Source organism: Burkholderia sp. JKS000303 (genome assembly GCF_002563755.1).
Taxonomy (GTDB): domain Bacteria; phylum Pseudomonadota; class Gammaproteobacteria; order Burkholderiales; family Burkholderiaceae; genus Burkholderia; species Burkholderia anthina_B.
This window is the reverse complement of sequence record NZ_PDBZ01000001.1, coordinates 3291148-3309512: the sequence shown is the minus strand read 5'-3', so window position 1 is coordinate 3309512 and position 18365 is coordinate 3291148. Positions and strand designations below refer to the sequence as shown.

Genomic DNA, 18365 nt, shown 5'->3' with positions numbered 1-18365 from the left:
AAAAAAACGCCGCCGGCAACCCCGGCGGCGTTTCTACGCCATGCCCCGTCAATCGTCGCGCCGGCTCAGAAGCGATGCCGGATACCCGCGGCGACGATCGTCTGCCGGTTGTTCGCCGACGGCGCGAGCGAGTAGATCGACGCATTGCCGAGCACCGCGATGCCGTCCGCGCCGCTGACGTGCTGGTAGACGCCTTCCAGATACAGGTCGGTGCGCCGCGACAGCGCGTAGTCGGCCTGCAGCATGAACTGGTTCCACTTCGGCGACACGCTCGCGCCGGCCGTCTCGAAGCGGCCGTCGGTGAACGTGTACGCACCACCGATCGACAGCATCGGCGTGATCGCGTAATGCGCGTTCACTTCGTAGTTGTCGAACGTCAGCATCTGGCCGGCGAGCGCCGCATAGGCGCCGCCCTGCGAGATCTGGCGCGGGTCATCGAGCATCGTGCGCGTGAACACCAGCCCCACCGCCGCAGGCCCGAACGTGTAGCGGCCGCCCGCGCCGAACGTGCGCTGCCGCGCGCCGGTCATGATCGCGTCGCCGTCCGTGCTGCTGAGCGCGCCGCCGGTGTTCTCCGGTGCGTTCACGCCGCCAGGCTGGCTCGCCTGCAGATAGGCGACCGCGAGGTTCACGGGGCCGCCCGCCCATGCCGCGCCGACGCTGAACGCGTTGTTGTCGCTGAAGCCGCCCGCCGCGTTGCTGAACGCGTAGGCGCCGCCGAACGTGAACCCGCCGATGGTCGCGCTGCGGAACTTCACCGCGTTGTTCATCCGCATGTCGTTGTTCAGGTTGTCGTTGTCGAACGGGTGATCGGCGATGTTGCCGCCGAACCCGGAACCGGTGGCCGACAACGGCGCGACGAAATCGACGAGGAAGTCGTACTGGCGGCCCATCGTCAGCGTGCCCCACTGCCGGCTCGCGAGACCGACCCACGCCTGGCGGCCGAACAGGTCGCCGCCGTTGCCGAGCTTGCCGTTGTCGATGTTGAAGCCGTTCTCGAGATCGAACACCGCGCTCAGGCCGCCGCCGAGATCCTCGCTACCACGCAGCCCCCAGCGGTTGGTGCTCAGGTTGCCGCTCTCCATCATCCAGTTGGCGTGCCCCGCCCCGCCCGTGCCTTTCTGGTTGCTGACGTAGTCGATGCCGGTATCGAGCGTGCCGTACAGCGTCACGCTGCTTTGCGCCTGCGCGGCGGTTGCGAACGTGCCTGCCAGCGTCAGCAGCGTGATTGCCCATGTCTTTGTCATGTTTCGTTCCGGAAAAATAGTCGATGGTTCACGCATCGGACGGGCTGCCGCGGCCATTGCCACGACGCGATTCGACCCGCGATGCGCTAGCCGGAATTTAGGCAAGGCGGGTGACACGGCGGTGATGAAAACGCCCTGTTTCATGAAGCTTTTTTCATGTTCGCGACACCGCTTTTCAATGCGCGCCGACGCGCGTTTTCGCATGCCGCCGGATAAATTTCTTTTCATGCTTCGACTACCGATCCGCTACCCCCCGGTGACTATGCTCTTGATCAACCGGAGTGCGAATACGCGAACGCCTTCCGCTTCGGCCAATCAACCCAGATATTGTGAGGACTACGAATATGAAAGCCATGATGATCGCCCTTGCCGCCGTATGCGCCACGGCCGCTGTTCCGGCCTTTGCCCAGTCGAACGCGTCGCCCGCGCCGCAGCAGCTCGCGTCGGTGTCGTCGCCCGGCATGTCAGGTGGCGCGGCGGTGGTACAGGCCGGTTCGTGGGCCGGGTCGTACGGCAGCCCGATACAGGAGAAAACGCGCGCGCAGGTCTACCAGGAACTCGTTCATGCGCAACAGGACGGTCAGCTCGCGTACCTGAACAAGACGCTGTATGCCCATAATTGACACGCACCGGTCGCCGTCCGCCGCCTGCCCGCCGGTGCGTGCATCGCGCCGGCGGCCGGCGGCGCCACCGACCGCGCCCACCCGCGCCGGCCTGTTCGGCGCGCCCCGTTCCTGCGTTCACGCCTGCTGCCTTCCCGCCCGATGAATATTTCCCCTGCTTTCAAACGCGCCGCGCGACTCGTGGCGCTGGCCGTCGCGGCCGGCGCCCTGCTGTCCGGCTGCGCGGCTGCCCGCCCCGACACGCCCGACGGTTGCGTCGGACCGGCCGATTTCTGCAACGTCTATTTCGGCTCATAGCGCCGGGCCGTCAATCCCGCGCCTCAACGACACAGGCGCACCGCCCTTTCGGACGGTGCGCCTGCTTTACATCGGACAGCACAAGACTCAGAACGAGTGGCGGATCCCGATACGGGTGACCACCTGCTTGCCGTTCGACGACGGATCGAAACCGGCGATCTGCGCGACCGCCCCGCCCGTCGCATGCTGATAGGCCGCCAGCGCGTAGACCGCGGTGCGCTTCGACAGTTCGTACTCCGCGCTCAGGTTGATCTGCTGATACTTCGGCTCCTGACCGGTCGCATGATCGCGGCCTTCGGTATAGGTGAAGCCCGCGCCGAAGTTGAGCGCGCTCGTCGCGGCATACGTGCCGGCCACTTCGTAGTTCTGGAATTTCACGTCCTGCCCGTCGTCGCTCTGCTGGAAATCGACGTTCGTGAAGTTGCCCATCAGCTTGAACGCGCCGAGCTGGTACGACGCGCCCGCCGCGAAAATGCCCTGGCTGCGCGCATTCTGCAGGTAGTCGCCGTATACGGCATTGGTGTAGCCGGTGCCGTTCTGGTAGCTCTGGATCGACTGCTCCGGATCGTTCACGCGCAAATAGCCGGCGCCGGCCGAGAACGGCCCGTTCGTGTACGACGCGGCCGCGCTGTACGCGGCATTGTTCGAGAACTGCCCGGCCTGCCCGCCGAACGAATACAGCGCTTCGCCGGTGAAGCCCGCGATGGTCGGGCTCGTGTACTTCACCGCGTTGCTGATCGCGAAGCCGTTGTCGAGGTTGTCCATGTCGTTCGGATGCGAGAAATACCAGCCGCCGTATGCATCGTTCAACGAATAAGGCTCGATCAGGTCGACGATCGGATCCCACTGCCGGCCGAGCGTCACCGTGCCGTAGGTCTTGCTCGCAAGCCCGATGTACGCGTTGCGCGAGAATGCCAGGCCGCTGCCCAGACTGCCGTCGGTCGAGCTGAACCCGCTTTCGAGGTCGAAGATCGCCGACAGGCCGCCGCCGAGATCCTCCTTGCCGCGCAGCCCCCAGCGACTGCCCGCGCTGACGCCGCTCGCCATCTGCCACAGATGCTGGCCGTTCACGTTGTTCGCGTAGTCGATGCCGGTATCCAGCACGCCGTACAGCGTCACGCTGCTTTGCGCATGCGCGATGCCGGCCGCGCCGGCGCATACCAGTGCGACGATCACCCGGTTCAGTCTGAATATCCTGTTCATGCTCGATGGTCCCTTTTTCTAGACGGAGATGGATCGTTCGCAATCCTGTTCTTATTGATTGCGTGGGCGCCAATATATCGGCGCAAAAACATCATGCACTTGCAATTCCGTCTTTCAGTTTTTGTGTTGGATCCGCATGCGGCGGATATTGACGACGTGCGTCGTCCCCGGTCGAAACACCGGTATCGGGTCGAACAACAGGCGGGAAAGAACGCCGCGCGTCAGCGCGACGCGAACGTGATCTGATAGCCGTAGCGGCTGACCGTCTCGATCTCGACGCCGGAGACGAAACGGGCCAGCTTGCGGCGCAGCCGGCAGACGACGAGATTGACGCTGGACGGATCGACATCTTCCTGATCCTGCCACGCGTAGCGGATGAGTTGCTCGCGCGCCACCGGCGCATTGACCTGGCGCATCAGGCATTCGAGCAGCAGATATTCGCGGCGCGTCACCGCGAGCCGCAGCTCGCCGTCGAGCAGCTCACGTGTGAGCGTATCCGGCGTGACGCCGCTCGTGGCCTGCACGTCGGGAGCGGCACTCGCGCCAACCATGCGCCGCAGCGCGTGAATGCGCTCGTGCATTTCGATGAACGAATACGGCTGCGAGAAACACGCATCGGCGCCCGCGCGCAGCGCGGCAACGCGATCCTGCACGAGCGCGCGGCCCAGCACGACGACCAGCGTCGCGCCGCTGCCGCCGTGCGCAAACGACGGCAACGCAGCCAGCAGCGCCGGATAGCCGGCCGGCTCGGATGCCATCGCGACGATCACGTCGAAGTGTTCCTGTGCGGACAGGAACGCGCCGTCGCGCAGATCGTCGGCGCGCTGCAGGCTGTGACCGCTCTCCTGCAGCGCCTTGTACAGCCAGGCGGCGTCGGGATGCGGGGTCGTGACGAACAGGATGCGCATTCAGCACTCTGCCAGGCGTGGAAAGGCGGCACCCGTCATGACAGCGTCTTCGACCAGCATTCGATCGTCACGCAGGTGCCGGGATTGGCGCTGTCGATCCGCAGCGAGAAATCGTGCACGTGGATCACCGCGGACACGATGCTCAGCCCGAGCCCCGAGCCGGCCAGGTGCCCCGTCCGCTTGCTGCGATAGCGATGCCGCAGCACGGCCTCGCGCTCCTCCGGTGCGATGCCCGGCCCGTTGTCGACCACGTCGATCTGCGGACCATACGACGTCTGCCGCAGGTCGAGACGCACGACGCCGCCCGCGGTGGTGTACTTCAGCGCGTTGTCGAGCAGGTTCGTGAGCGCTTCGAACAACAGCGCGAAATCGCCGTGGATCGGCTCGACCTGGTCCGCCGATACGACGAGCTGGATCTCGCGGCTGTCGGCGAGCGGCTCGAACAGCTCGCCGACGTCGGCGACCAGTTGCCGCAAGTCCACTTCGGCGAAACCGCCGCGCCGCTGCAGCGTGCCGATCTCCGAAATGCGCAGCATCGCGCGAAAGCGTCCGAGCAGTTCGTCGGTTTCCGCTCGCGCGCGCCCGACGAGGCTCGCGAGTTCCGCATCGTCGCTCACCGCCTTGCGTTCGGCCGCATGCGCGAGCAGCGTATGAACGTGCGCGAGCGGCGTGCGCAGATCGTGCGCAATGCCGTCGCAGACGCCCTTGACCTCGTTCATCAGACGCTCGACTTCGGACAGCATGTGGTTGACGAGATGTGCCAGCATGTCGATCTCGTCGCGTCCGCCAACCGGCAGACGCTGCCCGAGATCGCCCTGCGCGATGCGCTGCGTGACCTGCCGGATTTCCTTGAGCCGGCGCATCTGCCGGATGCTCAGCAACAAACCGCCCGCGATGCCGGTCGCGAAGCAGAAGATGCCGCCGCCCACCAGCGCATTGATGATCGCCTCGCGAATGCGCAGGATGTGCGTGAGATCACGCGCGAGCACGAGCCGGTCGCCGTCCGGGCGCTGCTCGCCCATCGCGCGCACGACGGGCGCGATCTGGCCGCTGGAGATCTTCAGCGTGTGGTTGAGCGTCGTGCCGCTGCGGTCCGTCTTGAGCTCGGGCGGAAACTCCAGCACGTCGCCCGCGATGTGCCGGCCGTCCGCCGTAAAGAGACCGTAATAGTTGGTGTGCATCCGCTCGTGCTCGAGCCGGCGATGGATCGCGTTCGCCAATTCGGTATCGGGTATCGAATTGAAGTAGATCATCTGCCAGTCGATCACGACGTCGGTTTCGCGCTCCATGCCGTGCGTGATCGCCGTCGCGAGGACGCCGAGCAGCAGCATCACCGACAGCGAAAAAGTCACCGCGTAGACGGCCACCAGCCGCATCGTGGTCGAATACCAGCGCCGCGGCGGCGGCGACGTTTGCGCCGCGCCGGGCGTGTCAGTCAGTACAGTCGTAGTCACGAGAGGATGTAGCCCGACCCGCGCACGGTCACGATCAACGGTTTCGAGTCCGGCGGCTCGATTTTCTTGCGCAGGCGTCCCATGTGGACATCGATCAGGTTGGTGCCGGGGTCGAAATGGTAGCCCCACACGGCTTCGAACAGCATCGTGCGGGTGATGGTCTGACCGGCGTGCCGCATCATGAATTCGAGCACGCGGTATTCGGTCGGCAGCAGCGAAATCTCGTCGCCGTCGCGATAGACCTTGCGCGACACCAGGTTCAGCGTCAGCGGGCCGACACTCAGCGTCGTTTCGGCTTGCGCGGGCGACGCCTGGCTACGGCGCAGCAGGACCTCGATGCGCGCGGCCATTTCCTCGGGGTCGAATGGTTTCGTCAGGTAATCGTCACCGCCCGCGCGCAGGCCGCGCACGCGCTCGTCGACGTCGCCGAGCGCACTGAGCATCAGTACCGGGGTACGAACCCCGATGCTGCGCATCGTCATCAGGATGGTGAGCCCGTCGACTCCGGGCAGCATGCGATCGAGCGTAATGACGTCGTATTCGTCGCTGATCGCGCGCGCCATGCCGTCGCGGCCATTCGACACCCACTCGACATCGAAGCCCAGGCATTTCAATTCGCCGACGATTTCTTTCGCACTGATTTCATCGTCTTCGATCGTGAGCACTCGCGGCATCATCGTTTCGCATGCCGCACCACCATCGGCCATCGCGTGCGGCACACGTGTCTGGCTGTTCAAAGGCGTTGATGTTGCCATATTCGGTTCGCACTTGCAGCGCATCGCGCTGATGTCCCGGGAAAGACCGCGCTCGAATCCCGGCGGTCGTACGCAGATTACACATGCGTACATGGCGGCCGCCGATCAGTTTCATGAAAAAAAATTTAAGAAGCGGGCGCGCCGATGCAGCCGGTGCATGCGAGCGATGCCGGATCGGAATGGCGGGTGCTGCGGGGGACGGTGTGCGAAGCAGCGGGCAGCCGTGCGCCGCGGAAGATCGACAGCGGGGCACGCGCCCCGCTACGCCGGCGCTCACGAATGTTGCGGCGCGCCCTCCGCCTGGCGTGCCGCCTGCGCGGCGTGCGATGCCGCGGCCCGATGCACGAGCGCCTGTGCTCGATGTTCGCGCTCGACGCGCGCATGCAGCAAGGTCGCATCGGCGATGGCGACGCCCGAACCCTGAACCTTCGCCTCCGACAGCGCCGACACCGCCATCAGCGATGCCGCCATCAGGATCATTGCCGTATTTCCTTTCATCATCCGCTCCAGGTGATCGGTCGCCGGGCCCGCGGCCCGGATTCGCACCGGACGCGGCGCGATCGACAGACGCGACGATAAGCCCGTGCGATTAAACAATCGCGAACGCAAACGTGAACGGATTTTTAGATGCGCCCGCAACGACTGGCGGACATGCAGCCGGTTCTCGCGTGCATGAAACAAGTTTCATCTTTGCTCTGCCGTTCCGATATTCCCGCTCCCTTAGCCTTCGACTCGTGATTCGCGCCGTGCACCGGCCGAACCGTCACCCACCGCCCGGACACGTTCGCCCGGACGATCGTCACCAAGGAGTCGTTCATGAAACTCAATCCCCGCGTACTGGCCTGCACGTTGCTGATGGTGTTGGGCACCGCCGCGCACGCCGCGCCGAAACTGACGCAGCAGCAATGCTCGGAATACCCGTTCGTCCACACCAAGGGCCCCGTCACGCACGCTCAGGTGATCAACGAACTGTCGGAACTGGAAGCGGTCGGCTACAACCCGTCCGCCGGCGACGAAGGCGATTACCCGGACGACATCGACAGCGCGCAGCAGCGTCTGATGGCCGAGTATCAACAGGATTGCCACGGCGCCGCCGGCAGCTCGATCGCATCGAACACGCCGTAAGCACGATCGGATCACCGCAGTACGGAATCACCGAATCACGAGCGAGATTTGCCGCACGGGCAGCATTGCCGTGCGGCTCTTTTTATTGGGGCGCGTGGCGAGTCCGCTCGCACGCAGGGCATTGCGATGCCGGCTTTGCGGTCGACGGCCAACCCGGCTGCGCCCGGCCCGCCCCGAACGATTCCGGCACGAGAACCATCCGCCGATCGCCTACACTGATTCCATCCGGCCGGCGCCACCGGCCGTCACCGACCACGAGGCCAGCGATGACGGCGAATCAACCCGCACCTGCGAAACTGCCCGGGCAAGTCGTGCTCGTCCTCCAGGGCGGCGGCGCACTGGGCGCGTACCAGCTCGGCGTCTACGAGGCCCTCGACGCGGCCGGCATCCAGCCCGACTGGATCATCGGCACGTCGATCGGTGCGATCAACGCGGCGCTGATCGCCGGCAACGCCCCCGGACACCGCGCGCGACGCATGGCCGAGTTCTGGCGCCGCGTCACCGAGCGGCCCGTGTTCAACGTGCCGGGCTTCCCGACGAGCTGGGACAAGATCGGCGCCGAACTCGGCGTCATCGGCGCAGGCCTCCCGGGATTTTTCCGGCCGAACCCGGCCGCGTGGCTCGGGCCGCTCGCGCACGTCGGCGTCGAGCACGCGTCGTACTACGTGGTCGATCCGCTGCGCGCCATGCTCGCGTCGCTCGTCGATTTCGACCGGCTGAACGCGGGGCAGCCGCGCGTGACCGTCGGCGCGGTCAATGCGTGCACCGGCGCGATGCGCTATTTCGATTCGCGCGACCGGCCGCTCGGCATCGAGCACGTGATGAGTTCGGGCGCGCTGCCGCCCGCGTTTCCGGCGGTGCGGATCGACGGCGCGCCGTACTGGGACGGCGGTCTCTATTCGAATACGCCGGTCGAGGTCGTGCTGGACGACGCGCCGCGCCGCAGCTCGATCATCTTCTCGGTGCAGATGTGGAATCCGGTCGGCCCCGAGCCGACCAGCATCTGGCAGGTGTCGGAGCGGCAGAAGGACATCCAGTACGCGAGCCGCACGGACACCACCATCGCGCGGCAACAGCAGATTCACCGGCTGCGTCACGTGATCAAGGAACTCGTCATGCACGTCCCGGAGGCGGAGCGCACGTCGGCCGACGTGGAAGCGCTCGCCGCGTACGGCTGCCAGACGACGATGCGCGTGATCAAGCTCGCGGCGCCGCGGCTCGACGGCGACGATCAGTGGAAGGACATCGATTTCACGCCCGACGGCATCGCGGCGCGCCGGCAAGCCGGGTTCGACGCGACGATGCAGACGATCGCCGCGCGGCCGTGGGATCTGCCGATGGACCCGACGGAGGGGTTGAGCGTATGGAGTCCGGAGGAGAACCGGGTCGGGGAGCAGCATGGTTGATACCGCCGCGGCCTGGCCGCGCTCGACCGACCGAGCCATTCGGCACCGGCATCGCCCCACGCGCCGAATGGCCGGATCCCGCTAATGCAACGGCCGTTCGAGCTTGATGTTGTATCGCTTCACCTTTGCATACAACGCCGGCTTCGAGATTTCGAGCAGGGCCGCGCAGCGCGTCACGTTGAATCGACACGCGGCCAGCGCGTGACGGATTGCGTCGCGCTCGACGTCCTTCAGCGACTGAATCGCCTGATCGGCCCGCGTGTCGGGCGTTCCGTGCATGAGCGGTGCCGGGATCGGATCGGACATCCCGCCTGCGCCACGCGGCGGGCGCAACAACGCCGACACGTCGTCGATCGTGCCTTCGTCGCTCAGGTTCACGGTGCGCTCGACGAGATTCTCCAGCTCCCGGACATTGCCGGGCCATGCATAGGCATGCATCTGATCGAGCGCCCGCTTGCTGAACCCGAATGTCTTCTTGTTCAGCAGCGTCGCGTACTTGCTCAGGAAAAAGTTCGCGGTCGCCGTGATGTCGGCCTTGCGCGATCGCAACGGCGGAATCGAGATCTCGATGACGTTGCAGCGATAGTACAGATCCTCCCGGAACTCCTTCGCCGCCACCATCGCTTCCAGATCGCGGTTGCTCGCACAGATGATACGCACGTCGATCGGGATGCCCCTGGTATCGCCGAGCCGGGTCACTTCGCGTTCCTGGAGCACGCGCAGCAGCTTCGCCTGCACGTCGATCGGCAGCTCCGACATTTCGTCGAGAAAGACGGTGCCGCCGTCGGCGGACTCGAATTTCCCCGGCCGCCCTTCCTTGGTCGCCCCGGTGAAACTGCCCGGCGCGTGCCCGAACAGCTCGCTTTCGATCAGGTCGTGCGGCAGCGCGGCGCAGTTGATTGCAATGAACGGCTGGGCCTGGCGCGCGCTCGCGTTGTGGATCGACTGCGCGAACACCTCCTTGCCGACGCCGCTCTCGCCGCTGAGCAGCAGATTCGCCGAGCCGTGCGCGGCCTTGCGGGCAGCGCCGATCGCGTCGAGCAGGCTGTCGCTTTGCCCCACGATGTTCTCGAACGTATAGCGTGCGTAGTTGCCCGCATACTTGCCGGCGATGCTACGCACGCGCTTGATCTCGCGGAACGTGTTGACGACGGAAACCACCTGCCCGCAGCTGTTCTTCACGGGAATCGCCGTGTCGATCAGGTGCAGGTGACGCGCGGGTGAATCAATGATGAGTTCGCGATCGACGTAACCCACGCCCGTCGTGAAGATCGGCGCGATGATCGGCTCGAAGTCGATCAGCGCCTCGAGCGGCTGCCCGATGCTGGCCACCGGATCGATCCCGAGAATCCGCCCCGCGACGGTACTCGCATGACGCACGATGCCGCCTCGACCCAGCACCATCAACCCGTCGCCGATGTGATCAATGATCGCCTTCTGCTCCTCCACCAGCGTCTGGTGCGCGACGAGATCGAAATGACTTTTCAGCGAGACGCCCAGCGTGATGTCGAGCAGCGCGAGCATGTCGTGCAGCGATCGCGCGTCGCGCCCGGCTCGCCGCAACGCGAGCAGGTAGACCCGGGCGGATCCGGCCGACACGCAGGTAGCGGCACAGTGCAGGCCGTCCGCGCCAGCATGCGGCACGTCGACCGTTGCGTCGCCGCTTGCCCGCAGCGAGTCGCGCGCATCGTGCAGCAGCCGGTCGAATTCCAGCGCGCCGACGTCGATGCCGCACTGCGCTGCCAGCGCGCGCGCATCGTCGTCCGCCGCTTCGAGCGGAACGGCATCGTCGCTCAACGTCAGCACGTACGCGCCGAACCGGTGCGCCGCCACCCGCCTCGCATCGCGCCAGCAAGCCGTATCAATCGCGGACCGGAGATCGCCGGATCGGTCAGCAGCGCTCAGACTTCGCTCGTCCATTATCGTTCGCAGCACGGTGGCAGATCCGTCCAGCTTACCAGCGCAAAAACCGTTCATGTTGAACCCCGTGCCACCCGTGCGACGAACGCTCGCGCCAGTGCCGGCCACTGCCGGCCGTGACGACGATCAACGGCGCGACCCGGCCTTTTTCTCGATGGCGGCGCGATCGACGATCGCGCGTGCATGCGTTCCGCTACCGACCTGCCCTTTCGGATCGTGCACGACGACATCGAATACGAACAGGCTGCCTTCCCGCCCGCGGAAGCTGGCCGTGGCGCTCACTTGCGCGTCGACCGGCGTGGGCGCCGAATGCGTCAGCTGTGTCGTGACGCCGACCGACAACTGCCCGTCCCCCAGTTCGCCGCGCATGATTTCCGCGCATGCCCGCTCCATCAGGCCGAGCATCGCGGGCGTCGACATCACGTCCGGATACGTTTCATCCGAATCGTTGCCGAACGCGGAAGCCAGGTCCTGCACGGCGACCCGACGCGTCAGGGTCGCCGTCGCTCCGGAATGGATCATGAAATCTCCTTGTCGGTCAAACCATTGCCGCACTGCCGATGCAGCGCGGCTGAATCGTCACGGCGTCGGGCCGTTCATCCATGCATCGGCGCACGGCCCGGCTTCGACGCCGCGTTCGCTACTTCGCGCCGACCGGCGTCAGCGTGCCGCCCGACAGCTTGTAGACGGTCACCGGCGCATCGACCCAGTCGCCCTGCGCATCGAACTTCACCGGCCCGAGCATGCTGCTGAACGATTGCTCGCGCATCACCTTCGAATACACCTCGGGCGACGTCGAATTGGCCTTTTGCATCGCATCGGCCACGACCAGCGTTGCCGCATAGAAACTCGGCGCATAGGTATCCACGTCGGCGCCGAACGTGCTCTTGAAGCGGCTCCTGAAACGCATGCCGTCGGGCAGACTGTCGAGCGGCGCGCCACCCTGCGCACAGAACATCTTGTTGTCGAGCACGTTGTTCGACAGCTTGCTGAACTCCGGCGAACAGATGCCGTCGCCGCCGACCAGCACCGCGTTGATGCCGAGATCGACCATCTGGCGCGCAAGCAGCGCCGCCTGCGCGTAATAGCCGCCGTAGAACACGACCTGCGGATTGGTCGCCTTGATGTGCGTCAGGATGCCCTTGAAGTCCGTCGTCTTGTCCGTGCTGTACTCGCGCGCGACGACGGTCATGCCGTCCTTTTCAGCGGTCTTCACGAACACGTCCGCCACGCCGCTGCCGTAGGCCGTCCGGTCGTCGACCACGGCCGCGCGCTTGAGCCTCAGCACGTTGGCCGAGTAATCGGCCATGCGCCGGCCCATCACGTTGTCGTTCGTCGCGAGACGATAAACGTACGGAAACCCCAGCCGGGTCAGCTCCGGGTTCGACGATGCGCCCGTGATCATCACGACGTGCGCATCGTTGTATATCCGCGCGGCCGGAATGCTCACGCCGGAGTTGTAGTGTCCGATCACGGCGGCCACACCGCCGTCGACCAGCTTCTGCGCGACGTTCACGCCCACCTTCGGGTCGCCCTGATCGTCGACCGACACCAGTTGAAACTTGACCGGCTGTCCGCCGATCACCAGCTTGCGGGCATTCAGCTCGTTGATGGCCAGTTGCACGCCGCGTTCGTCGTCCTTGCCGCTCTGGGCCGAGCTGCCCGTCAGCGGGCCGGCCGCGCCGATCTTGACGACAGTATCGGCACTCGCCCAGGACGACACGCCGGTAGCGCCGGCACCGACCACGGTGACGGCCAACATCAGGATCGTGCGCTTCATTTCAATTCCCCCGAAGTGGCGGACTGCGACTGGGTCAGGACATCGCGAACGGGCGACAGCGTCTTGAACTCGAAATCGGGACGCGGCTGCCACGGGCCGAGCGTGTCCGCGGCGCGGTTGATCCACGCCACGTGCATGCCGAGCGGCTTCGCGCCGTCGATATCCGCCCAGCTGGCGAGCGAACAGTGCAGCACGTTGTGCGCGTCCAGCCCGAGGCGATCCAGCGCGAGGCTGAATATCAGATGCGAAGGCTTGTACGCCTTGGCCATCTCGGCCGTCGTGACATGCTCGAAATAGCGCGTGAGCTGGCTTCTGCGCCAGAGGTCGCTGTCCATGTTCGTGATCGGCATCAGCGGATAGCGCGACCCGGCCCAGTCGAGAAACTCGATCGCATCCGCGTGCGGCGGCGACGACTCGACGAGGTGCGTGAGCAGCACGTCGGTGAGCGCCTCGACGTCGTGGCCGTCGAGCGTGTTCGGGAACAGCGCGTCGAGGCAGCCGGTCAGGGCATCCTGCGCGACCGCGCGATAGCTGCGGTACGCGCCGCCGCGATAGGTCTGCACATTGCGCATGTCCCAGTCGAGGTACACGTCGAACACCGGGCGCGAAGAAGCGACGCCGAGGATGCGCATGACTTCGGCGATCCCCGCCATGCCACCCTTGTCGACATCCACCAGCGTGCCGAAATAGTCGAACGTCAGTGCTTTGATATTCATGGTCATTTCCTTGCGGCAAAGGCCTGGACACGGCGGGCGGCGTCGGGTGTCGCAAACGCCGCCACGGTTGCGGATTGCTCGAGTTCGAGACTGCGGGTCAAATCGGTCGACAGCTCCATCGTCAGCAGACGCTTCAGTCTCGATACCGAAAAGACGGAACGTTCGGCGACACGCGTGGCGAGCTCCAGTGCGGTGTCGACGACCTTCCCCGCTTCGACGACGCGATTGACGAGGCCCAGCGCATGCAGTTGCCGGGCCGACTGGCGCTCGCCCAGCAGCCACAGCTCCATCGCGCGCTGATGGCCGATGCTCTGCGGCAGGAGTTGCGTCACGCCGCCGGTGACGAACTGCCCCCACTCCATTTCGGGGAAAAAGCACACCAGGTCGTCCGACGCCACGACCATATCGCAGTTGAGCAGCCACTCGAATCCGCCGCCGACGGCAAACCCGTGCACGGCGCCGATGACCGGCTTGCCGTTGAACATCAGGTCGCGCGTGATCTGCTGGATGCGTTCGACGTGACTGCGGATGCTTGCGTCGCTCTCGGTCTGCTTGTCGAACTCCTTCAGATCGTCGCCCGCGCAGAAGGCCCGGCCCGCGCCCGTGAATACGATCGCGTTGCAGCCGTCATCGGCATTGACCTCCACCAGCGCCCGATGAAGATCGTCCAGCAGGTCGCCGCTGATCGCATTCAGCCGCTCCGGGCGATTGAGGATCACCGTCGACACGGCGCCTGACTTCTCGATTCTTGCGTAGCTCATCACGCCTCCTTTTCGACCCAGCGGGTTTTTCCTTCGGTGCGCGGGAAATGCTCGAACGGCACCATCGTCACGTCTGCCGTCGAACCGACCCGCGTGCGGATCGCCGCCTCGACCTGCTCCCTGGCCTTCGGCCAGTCGGTGGCCGGCAGCCCCTGCGCGGCTTCAACCGTCATCGTGATCCGGTCGTACGGCCCATCTCCCTTGAGCACGATCCGGAAGATCCCCGACGCCCATTGCGGCAGCGATTCGACGGCCACGCGAACGGCGCTCGGGAACACGTTGATGCCGCGCACGTTGAACATGTCGTCGGTCCGGCCGGTCACGCGAAAACGCCACGCCGTGCGGCCGTCCGGCCCGCGATCGACACCGGTCACGGTGACGACGTCCCGCGTGCGGTAGCGAACGAGCGGCTGGCACTCTTTCTGCAAGTGCGTACAGACGAGTTCGCCGACGGTTCCTTCCTCGATCGGCAGGCGTTGCAACGTGGCCGGATCGACGATTTCGGCAAAGACGACGTCGCTCGCGTGATACAGCAAATCGTTGGTCCAGTCGGTTTGTCCGCCGAGAATGCTCAGCACCTCCGACAGACCGAAGTTGGCGTTGCGAATCCTGAAACCCCACTTCTCTTCCATCGCATTGCGCAGATCCAGGTTGTCGAGCCCGGCCTCGCCGCCGAACAGGCCCAACGTCAGCTTCAGGTCGCGGGGGCGCAGATCGGTCGATTCACGCAGGACCTGTTCGATGAGCCCCGGATACGAAGGCGTGCACGAAATCGCGTTGATGCCGAGATTGACGATCGAATCGATCAGCAGGCGCGTATTGCCCACGCCGAACGGCACGACCGTCGCGCCGGTCGCCTCGAGAATCGTGTGATCGGTGAAGCCGCCGGTCCACATGCAGTAGTTCAGGCAGTGAACCACGCGGTCCGTCGGCCGCAACCCGGCGGCCCACATCGACCGCGCGCCGACCTGTGCGATGCGGTGCGCATCGGCCGCGCTGTTCGCGAGAATCAGCGGGCGGCCGGTGGTCCCGGACGTACGATGCAGCCGGGACACGCCCGCCTCGCCGCAGGCCACGTAATCACCGAATGGAGCGGTCGTCTCCTGGCTGATCCGGAGCTCGTCCTTCTCGGTAAAGGGAAGCTCCTGCAGCGAATCCAGCGTCACCTCCCGGTCGATCCAGCGCGACAGCTTCCCGCGATAGAACGTCGACATCGAACGGATGTAGCCCCACTGCGGCGACCATAGCCCGTCTTGATGCCGGCGCACCTGCCCGGGCGACAGGGTTTCGAATTCCTCGTCGAAAAGCGCGTTGCTTGCGTTGATTGACGACTCCACTTTCATGTTCTCGCTTCCTTTAGCATGACGAATCTATCTCGCCGGCACCGCCGCGACGGCTTGCACACTGGAATGCCAGTGCCGAACGCTCCACGATCGAGCGCGCATGACTCGCGCTCGCGACCGGCCCCGCCGCATCGGCCGCAACGACATCGAACCAGTACCGTTCACCGTCGAACGTCCGGAACGTCGCGGTGACGAAAACCGGGACATCCGAGGGCGTCGGCGCCAGATGCGTGAAATGCGTCATGCGGCCGATCGACCACTCATCGCCCCGCATTCGGTCGCACATCGCGTCGACGCACGCGGCTTCCACGAGGCCCATCAAGGCGGACATGGACAGCACGTCGGGATCGCGTGCCGCCGCGTCGCGGCGACAACGCTCGCCCGGCTCGGGCATCCCCATCGCTGTCGGGACCGTCGTACGTTTCGCGGGCATCGGGCGGGCTCCTCCGGTTCATTTGCGCTCTAGTCACGCAAAGCCCGTGCCAAGCCGCGACCACACCGCAAACCCTTGTCCGGCGGGCGTATGCGGTCAACGCGGCGGATCACCGTATCAAATTTGAACGGAAAAAATCTTTACGATCAGAAGGGAAGTTGACGGTGACCATCGAGCAGATCGGAAGCGTTTCTCAAGTATCTGGCCCCGAAAATGCCGCCTTCATGCGGCAACGCCTATCAACCCCATTGACGTCAGTGCCTTCCGTGCATATCGTCACTTTCCGATATAAGATTCGGCCATCGACGATACCCCGTCAGCACCGGCTCACCTGAGCGAACGCCCCGACACCCACCCTTTCCATGCCGACCGAACTCGACATCGACGCGATCCTGAAAGCGCTCTCGAACCCCGTGCGCCGGGAAATCCTCGTCTGGCTGAAAACGCCCGACGCGCATTTCCCGGCGCAGACGCTGCCGTATGACCACGGCGTCTGCGCGGGCCAGATCGACGCGCGCTGCGGGCTGTCGCAGTCGACCGTCTCCGCGCACCTCGCGACGCTGCAGCGCGCGGGGCTCGTGACATCGACACGGATCGGCCAGTGGGCGTTCTTCCGGCGCAACGAGGCCGTCATCGACGCATTTCACGCCGCGCTGCGCCGCGAACTCTAGCCATCGGCCGAATCGGCCACACGGGTATCGGCCGTGTGCACTGCACCGGCTTGCCCGTTTTTCGTGAAGAGGTTATTTGCCATGCCCACCCTGTTCGATCCCGTTACCCTCGGCGACCTGAACCTGCCGAACCGCGTCGTGATGGCGCCGCTCACCCGCGCCCGCGCAAGCGCCGGCCGCGTACCCAACGACCTGATGGCCCGCTACTACGCCGAGCGTGCGTCGGCCGGCCTGATCATCAGCGAAGCGACATCGGTCACGCCGCAGGGCGTCGGCTATGCGGACACGCCGGGCATCTGGTCCGACGAGCAGGTCGAAGGCTGGAAGCGTGTGACGCAAGCCGTGCACGCGGCCGGCGGCCGCATCGTGTTGCAGCTCTGGCACGTCGGCCGGGTGTCCGACCCGGTATTCCTGGACGGCGACCTGCCGGTCGCGCCGAGCGCGATCGCCGCGAGCGGCAACGTGAGCCTCGTGCGTCCGCCGCGCCCGTTCGTGACGCCGCGCGCGCTCGAACTCGATGAAATTCCGGGCATCGTCGCCGCGTACCGCAAGGGCGCGGAGAACGCGAAGAAGGCCGGCTTCGACGGCGTCGAGATCCACGGCGCGAACGGCTACCTGCTCGACCAGTTCCTGCAGGACAGCACCAACCACCGCACCGACACATACGGCGGTCCGATCGAGAATCGCGCGCGCCTGATGCTCGAAGTGGTCGACGCGGCCATCGACGTGTGGGGCGCGGGCCGTGTCGGCATGCACCTCGCGCCGCGCGGCGACGCGCACACGATGGGCGACTCCGATCCGGCCGCGACGTTCGGTTATGTCGCGCGCGAACTCGGTCGCCGCAAGATCGCGTTCATCTTCACGCGCGAATCGTATTCGGGCGACCAGCTGAGCCCGCGCCTGAAGGAAGCGTTCGGCGGCCCGCTGATCGCGAACGAGCAGTTCACGCTGGAATCCGCGCAGGCAACGCTTGCGAATGGCCATGCCGACGCGATCGCATGGGGCAAGCTGTTCATCGCGAACCCGGACCTGCCGCGGCGCCTCGAACTCGACGCGCCGCTGAACAAGCCGGTGCCGGAGACGTTCTACGCGGAAGGCGAAACGGGTTACACCGACTACCCGGCGCTCAGCGACGCGGCCTGACGGCCGGCAACCCGTTCATGCGCGCACGTCCGCGCGCATGAACACACGCTGCGTCTCGTCGAGCCCGCGGGCAACGTGATACGCGCGGATCGCGCGCAGCGTGTCGTCGAGCGCGGCGTCGTCGACGATGTGAAAGCCGAGGCGCGCGTAGTACGGCGCATTCCACGGCGCGTCGCGAAACGTCGACAGCACGATCTGCGCGACGCCCTCTTGGGCCGCGCGCGCGACGATCTGCTCGATCAGACGCGCGCCGATCCGCTGCCCGCCATGCGACGGCGCGACATCCAGTTCCTCGAGATACAGCCGCTGCGCATCGAGCAGCCGGTAGAACGCGAAGCCGACGCACACGCCCGCTTCATCTGTCGCCACATACGCGCGGCCGCCGTCGATGCGCACGAGCACGTCGGCCGCATCGGTCGGCTCGCCGTCGGCGATGTCGGCCATGCCGATATCGCGAAAGCGTTGCGCGGCGGCGACTTCCACGGCGGCCATGGCGGCCGCGTCTTCGCGCGTGGCGCGGCGAATCCGGATCGATGCTGTCATCACGACGAGGTAGGCAGGCGGGAACGGCCGTCACTAT

At 65.7% G+C, this 18365-nt stretch carries 19 protein-coding genes; 5 read left to right on the top strand and 14 right to left on the bottom strand.

Going from position 1 to position 18365, the window contains the following annotated elements:
- Window positions 1-65 precede the first annotated feature (65 nt).
- A complete protein-coding gene (locus tag BX604_RS15870) occupies window positions 66-1247 on the bottom strand; it encodes a porin (protein WP_098551628.1) in 1182 nt (393 codons plus the stop codon).
- 344 nt (window positions 1248-1591) lie between these two features.
- On the opposite strand from BX604_RS15870, the gene BX604_RS15865 reads away from it, so the two are divergent.
- A complete protein-coding gene (locus tag BX604_RS15865; RefSeq protein ID WP_098551627.1) occupies window positions 1592-1870 on the top strand; it encodes a DUF4148 domain-containing protein in 279 nt (92 codons plus the stop codon).
- 384 nt (window positions 1871-2254) lie between these two features.
- Here the strand turns inward: BX604_RS15865 and BX604_RS15860 are convergent, their stop codons facing one another.
- The 5 genes from BX604_RS15860 to BX604_RS15840 form a co-directional block, all read right to left on the bottom strand.
- Entirely contained in the window at window positions 2255-3352 is a 1098-nt protein-coding gene (locus BX604_RS15860; protein ID WP_179894843.1) for a porin, read from the bottom strand.
- 239 nt (window positions 3353-3591) lie between these two features.
- Window positions 3592-4278 carry a response regulator transcription factor gene (locus BX604_RS15855; RefSeq protein ID WP_098551625.1) on the bottom strand — a complete coding sequence of 229 codons (687 nt, stop codon included), beginning with the start codon at window positions 4276-4278 and terminating at the stop codon, window positions 3592-3594.
- A gap of 35 nt (window positions 4279-4313) precedes the next feature.
- Window positions 4314-5654 carry a sensor histidine kinase gene (locus BX604_RS15850; protein WP_244108985.1) on the bottom strand — a complete coding sequence of 447 codons (1341 nt, stop codon included), beginning with the start codon at window positions 5652-5654 and terminating at the stop codon, window positions 4314-4316.
- A 74-nt stretch (window positions 5655-5728) separates the two neighbouring features.
- The gene (locus BX604_RS15845; protein ID WP_098552903.1) at window positions 5729-6406 is read right to left on the bottom strand and encodes a response regulator transcription factor; all 678 of its coding nucleotides are present in this window, start codon (window positions 6404-6406) and stop codon (window positions 5729-5731) included.
- A gap of 354 nt (window positions 6407-6760) precedes the next feature.
- A complete protein-coding gene (locus BX604_RS15840) occupies window positions 6761-7168 on the bottom strand; it encodes a hypothetical protein (protein WP_143748046.1) in 408 nt (135 codons plus the stop codon).
- A gap of 135 nt (window positions 7169-7303) precedes the next feature.
- On the opposite strand from BX604_RS15840, the gene BX604_RS15835 reads away from it, so the two are divergent.
- Both BX604_RS15835 and BX604_RS15830 read left to right on the top strand, forming a co-directional pair.
- Entirely contained in the window at window positions 7304-7612 is a 309-nt protein-coding gene (locus tag BX604_RS15835) for a DUF4148 domain-containing protein (RefSeq protein ID WP_098551623.1), read from the top strand.
- Window positions 7613-7878: 266 nt separating this feature from the next.
- Entirely contained in the window at window positions 7879-9018 is a 1140-nt protein-coding gene (locus tag BX604_RS15830) for a patatin-like phospholipase family protein (RefSeq protein ID WP_098551622.1), read from the top strand.
- A gap of 81 nt (window positions 9019-9099) precedes the next feature.
- On the opposite strand, the gene BX604_RS15825 is transcribed toward BX604_RS15830, so the two are convergent.
- The 7 genes from BX604_RS15825 to BX604_RS15795 form a co-directional block, all read right to left on the bottom strand.
- On the bottom strand, window positions 9100-10824 hold the full coding sequence (locus BX604_RS15825) for a sigma-54 interaction domain-containing protein (RefSeq protein ID WP_306668217.1): 1725 nt from the start codon (window positions 10822-10824) through the stop codon (window positions 9100-9102).
- Between the two features lie 240 nt (window positions 10825-11064).
- Window positions 11065-11460 carry a thioesterase family protein gene (locus BX604_RS15820; protein WP_098551620.1) on the bottom strand — a complete coding sequence of 132 codons (396 nt, stop codon included), beginning with the start codon at window positions 11458-11460 and terminating at the stop codon, window positions 11065-11067.
- A 118-nt stretch (window positions 11461-11578) separates the two neighbouring features.
- Entirely contained in the window at window positions 11579-12718 is a 1140-nt protein-coding gene (locus BX604_RS15815; RefSeq protein WP_098551619.1) for a branched-chain amino acid ABC transporter substrate-binding protein, read from the bottom strand.
- On the bottom strand, window positions 12715-13434 hold the full coding sequence (locus BX604_RS15810) for an HAD family hydrolase (RefSeq protein WP_098551618.1): 720 nt from the start codon (window positions 13432-13434) through the stop codon (window positions 12715-12717). The genes BX604_RS15815 and BX604_RS15810 overlap by 4 nt, the downstream gene beginning before the upstream one ends.
- A gap of 2 nt (window positions 13435-13436) precedes the next feature.
- The gene (locus BX604_RS15805) at window positions 13437-14195 is read right to left on the bottom strand and encodes an enoyl-CoA hydratase/isomerase family protein (RefSeq protein WP_098551617.1); all 759 of its coding nucleotides are present in this window, start codon (window positions 14193-14195) and stop codon (window positions 13437-13439) included.
- Complete coding sequence (locus tag BX604_RS15800) at window positions 14195-15538, bottom strand: phenylacetate--CoA ligase family protein (RefSeq protein WP_098551616.1); 1344 nt, start codon at window positions 15536-15538, stop codon at window positions 14195-14197. The genes BX604_RS15805 and BX604_RS15800 overlap by 1 nt, the downstream gene beginning before the upstream one ends.
- Before the next feature lie 13 nt (window positions 15539-15551).
- The gene (locus BX604_RS15795; RefSeq protein ID WP_257146331.1) at window positions 15552-15938 is read right to left on the bottom strand and encodes a thioesterase family protein; all 387 of its coding nucleotides are present in this window, start codon (window positions 15936-15938) and stop codon (window positions 15552-15554) included.
- 395 nt (window positions 15939-16333) lie between these two features.
- On the opposite strand from BX604_RS15795, the gene BX604_RS15790 reads away from it, so the two are divergent.
- Together BX604_RS15790 and BX604_RS15785 are read left to right on the top strand one after the other, a co-directional pair.
- The gene (locus tag BX604_RS15790) at window positions 16334-16642 is read left to right on the top strand and encodes an ArsR/SmtB family transcription factor (protein WP_098551614.1); all 309 of its coding nucleotides are present in this window, start codon (window positions 16334-16336) and stop codon (window positions 16640-16642) included.
- An 81-nt stretch (window positions 16643-16723) separates the two neighbouring features.
- Window positions 16724-17785: an alkene reductase gene (locus BX604_RS15785; RefSeq protein ID WP_098551613.1), complete on the top strand. Its 1062-nt coding sequence runs from the start codon at window positions 16724-16726 to the stop codon at window positions 17783-17785.
- 15 nt (window positions 17786-17800) lie between these two features.
- Here the strand turns inward: BX604_RS15785 and BX604_RS15780 are convergent, their stop codons facing one another.
- On the bottom strand, window positions 17801-18328 hold the full coding sequence (locus BX604_RS15780) for a GNAT family N-acetyltransferase (RefSeq protein WP_098551612.1): 528 nt from the start codon (window positions 18326-18328) through the stop codon (window positions 17801-17803).
- Window positions 18329-18365 lie beyond the last annotated feature (37 nt).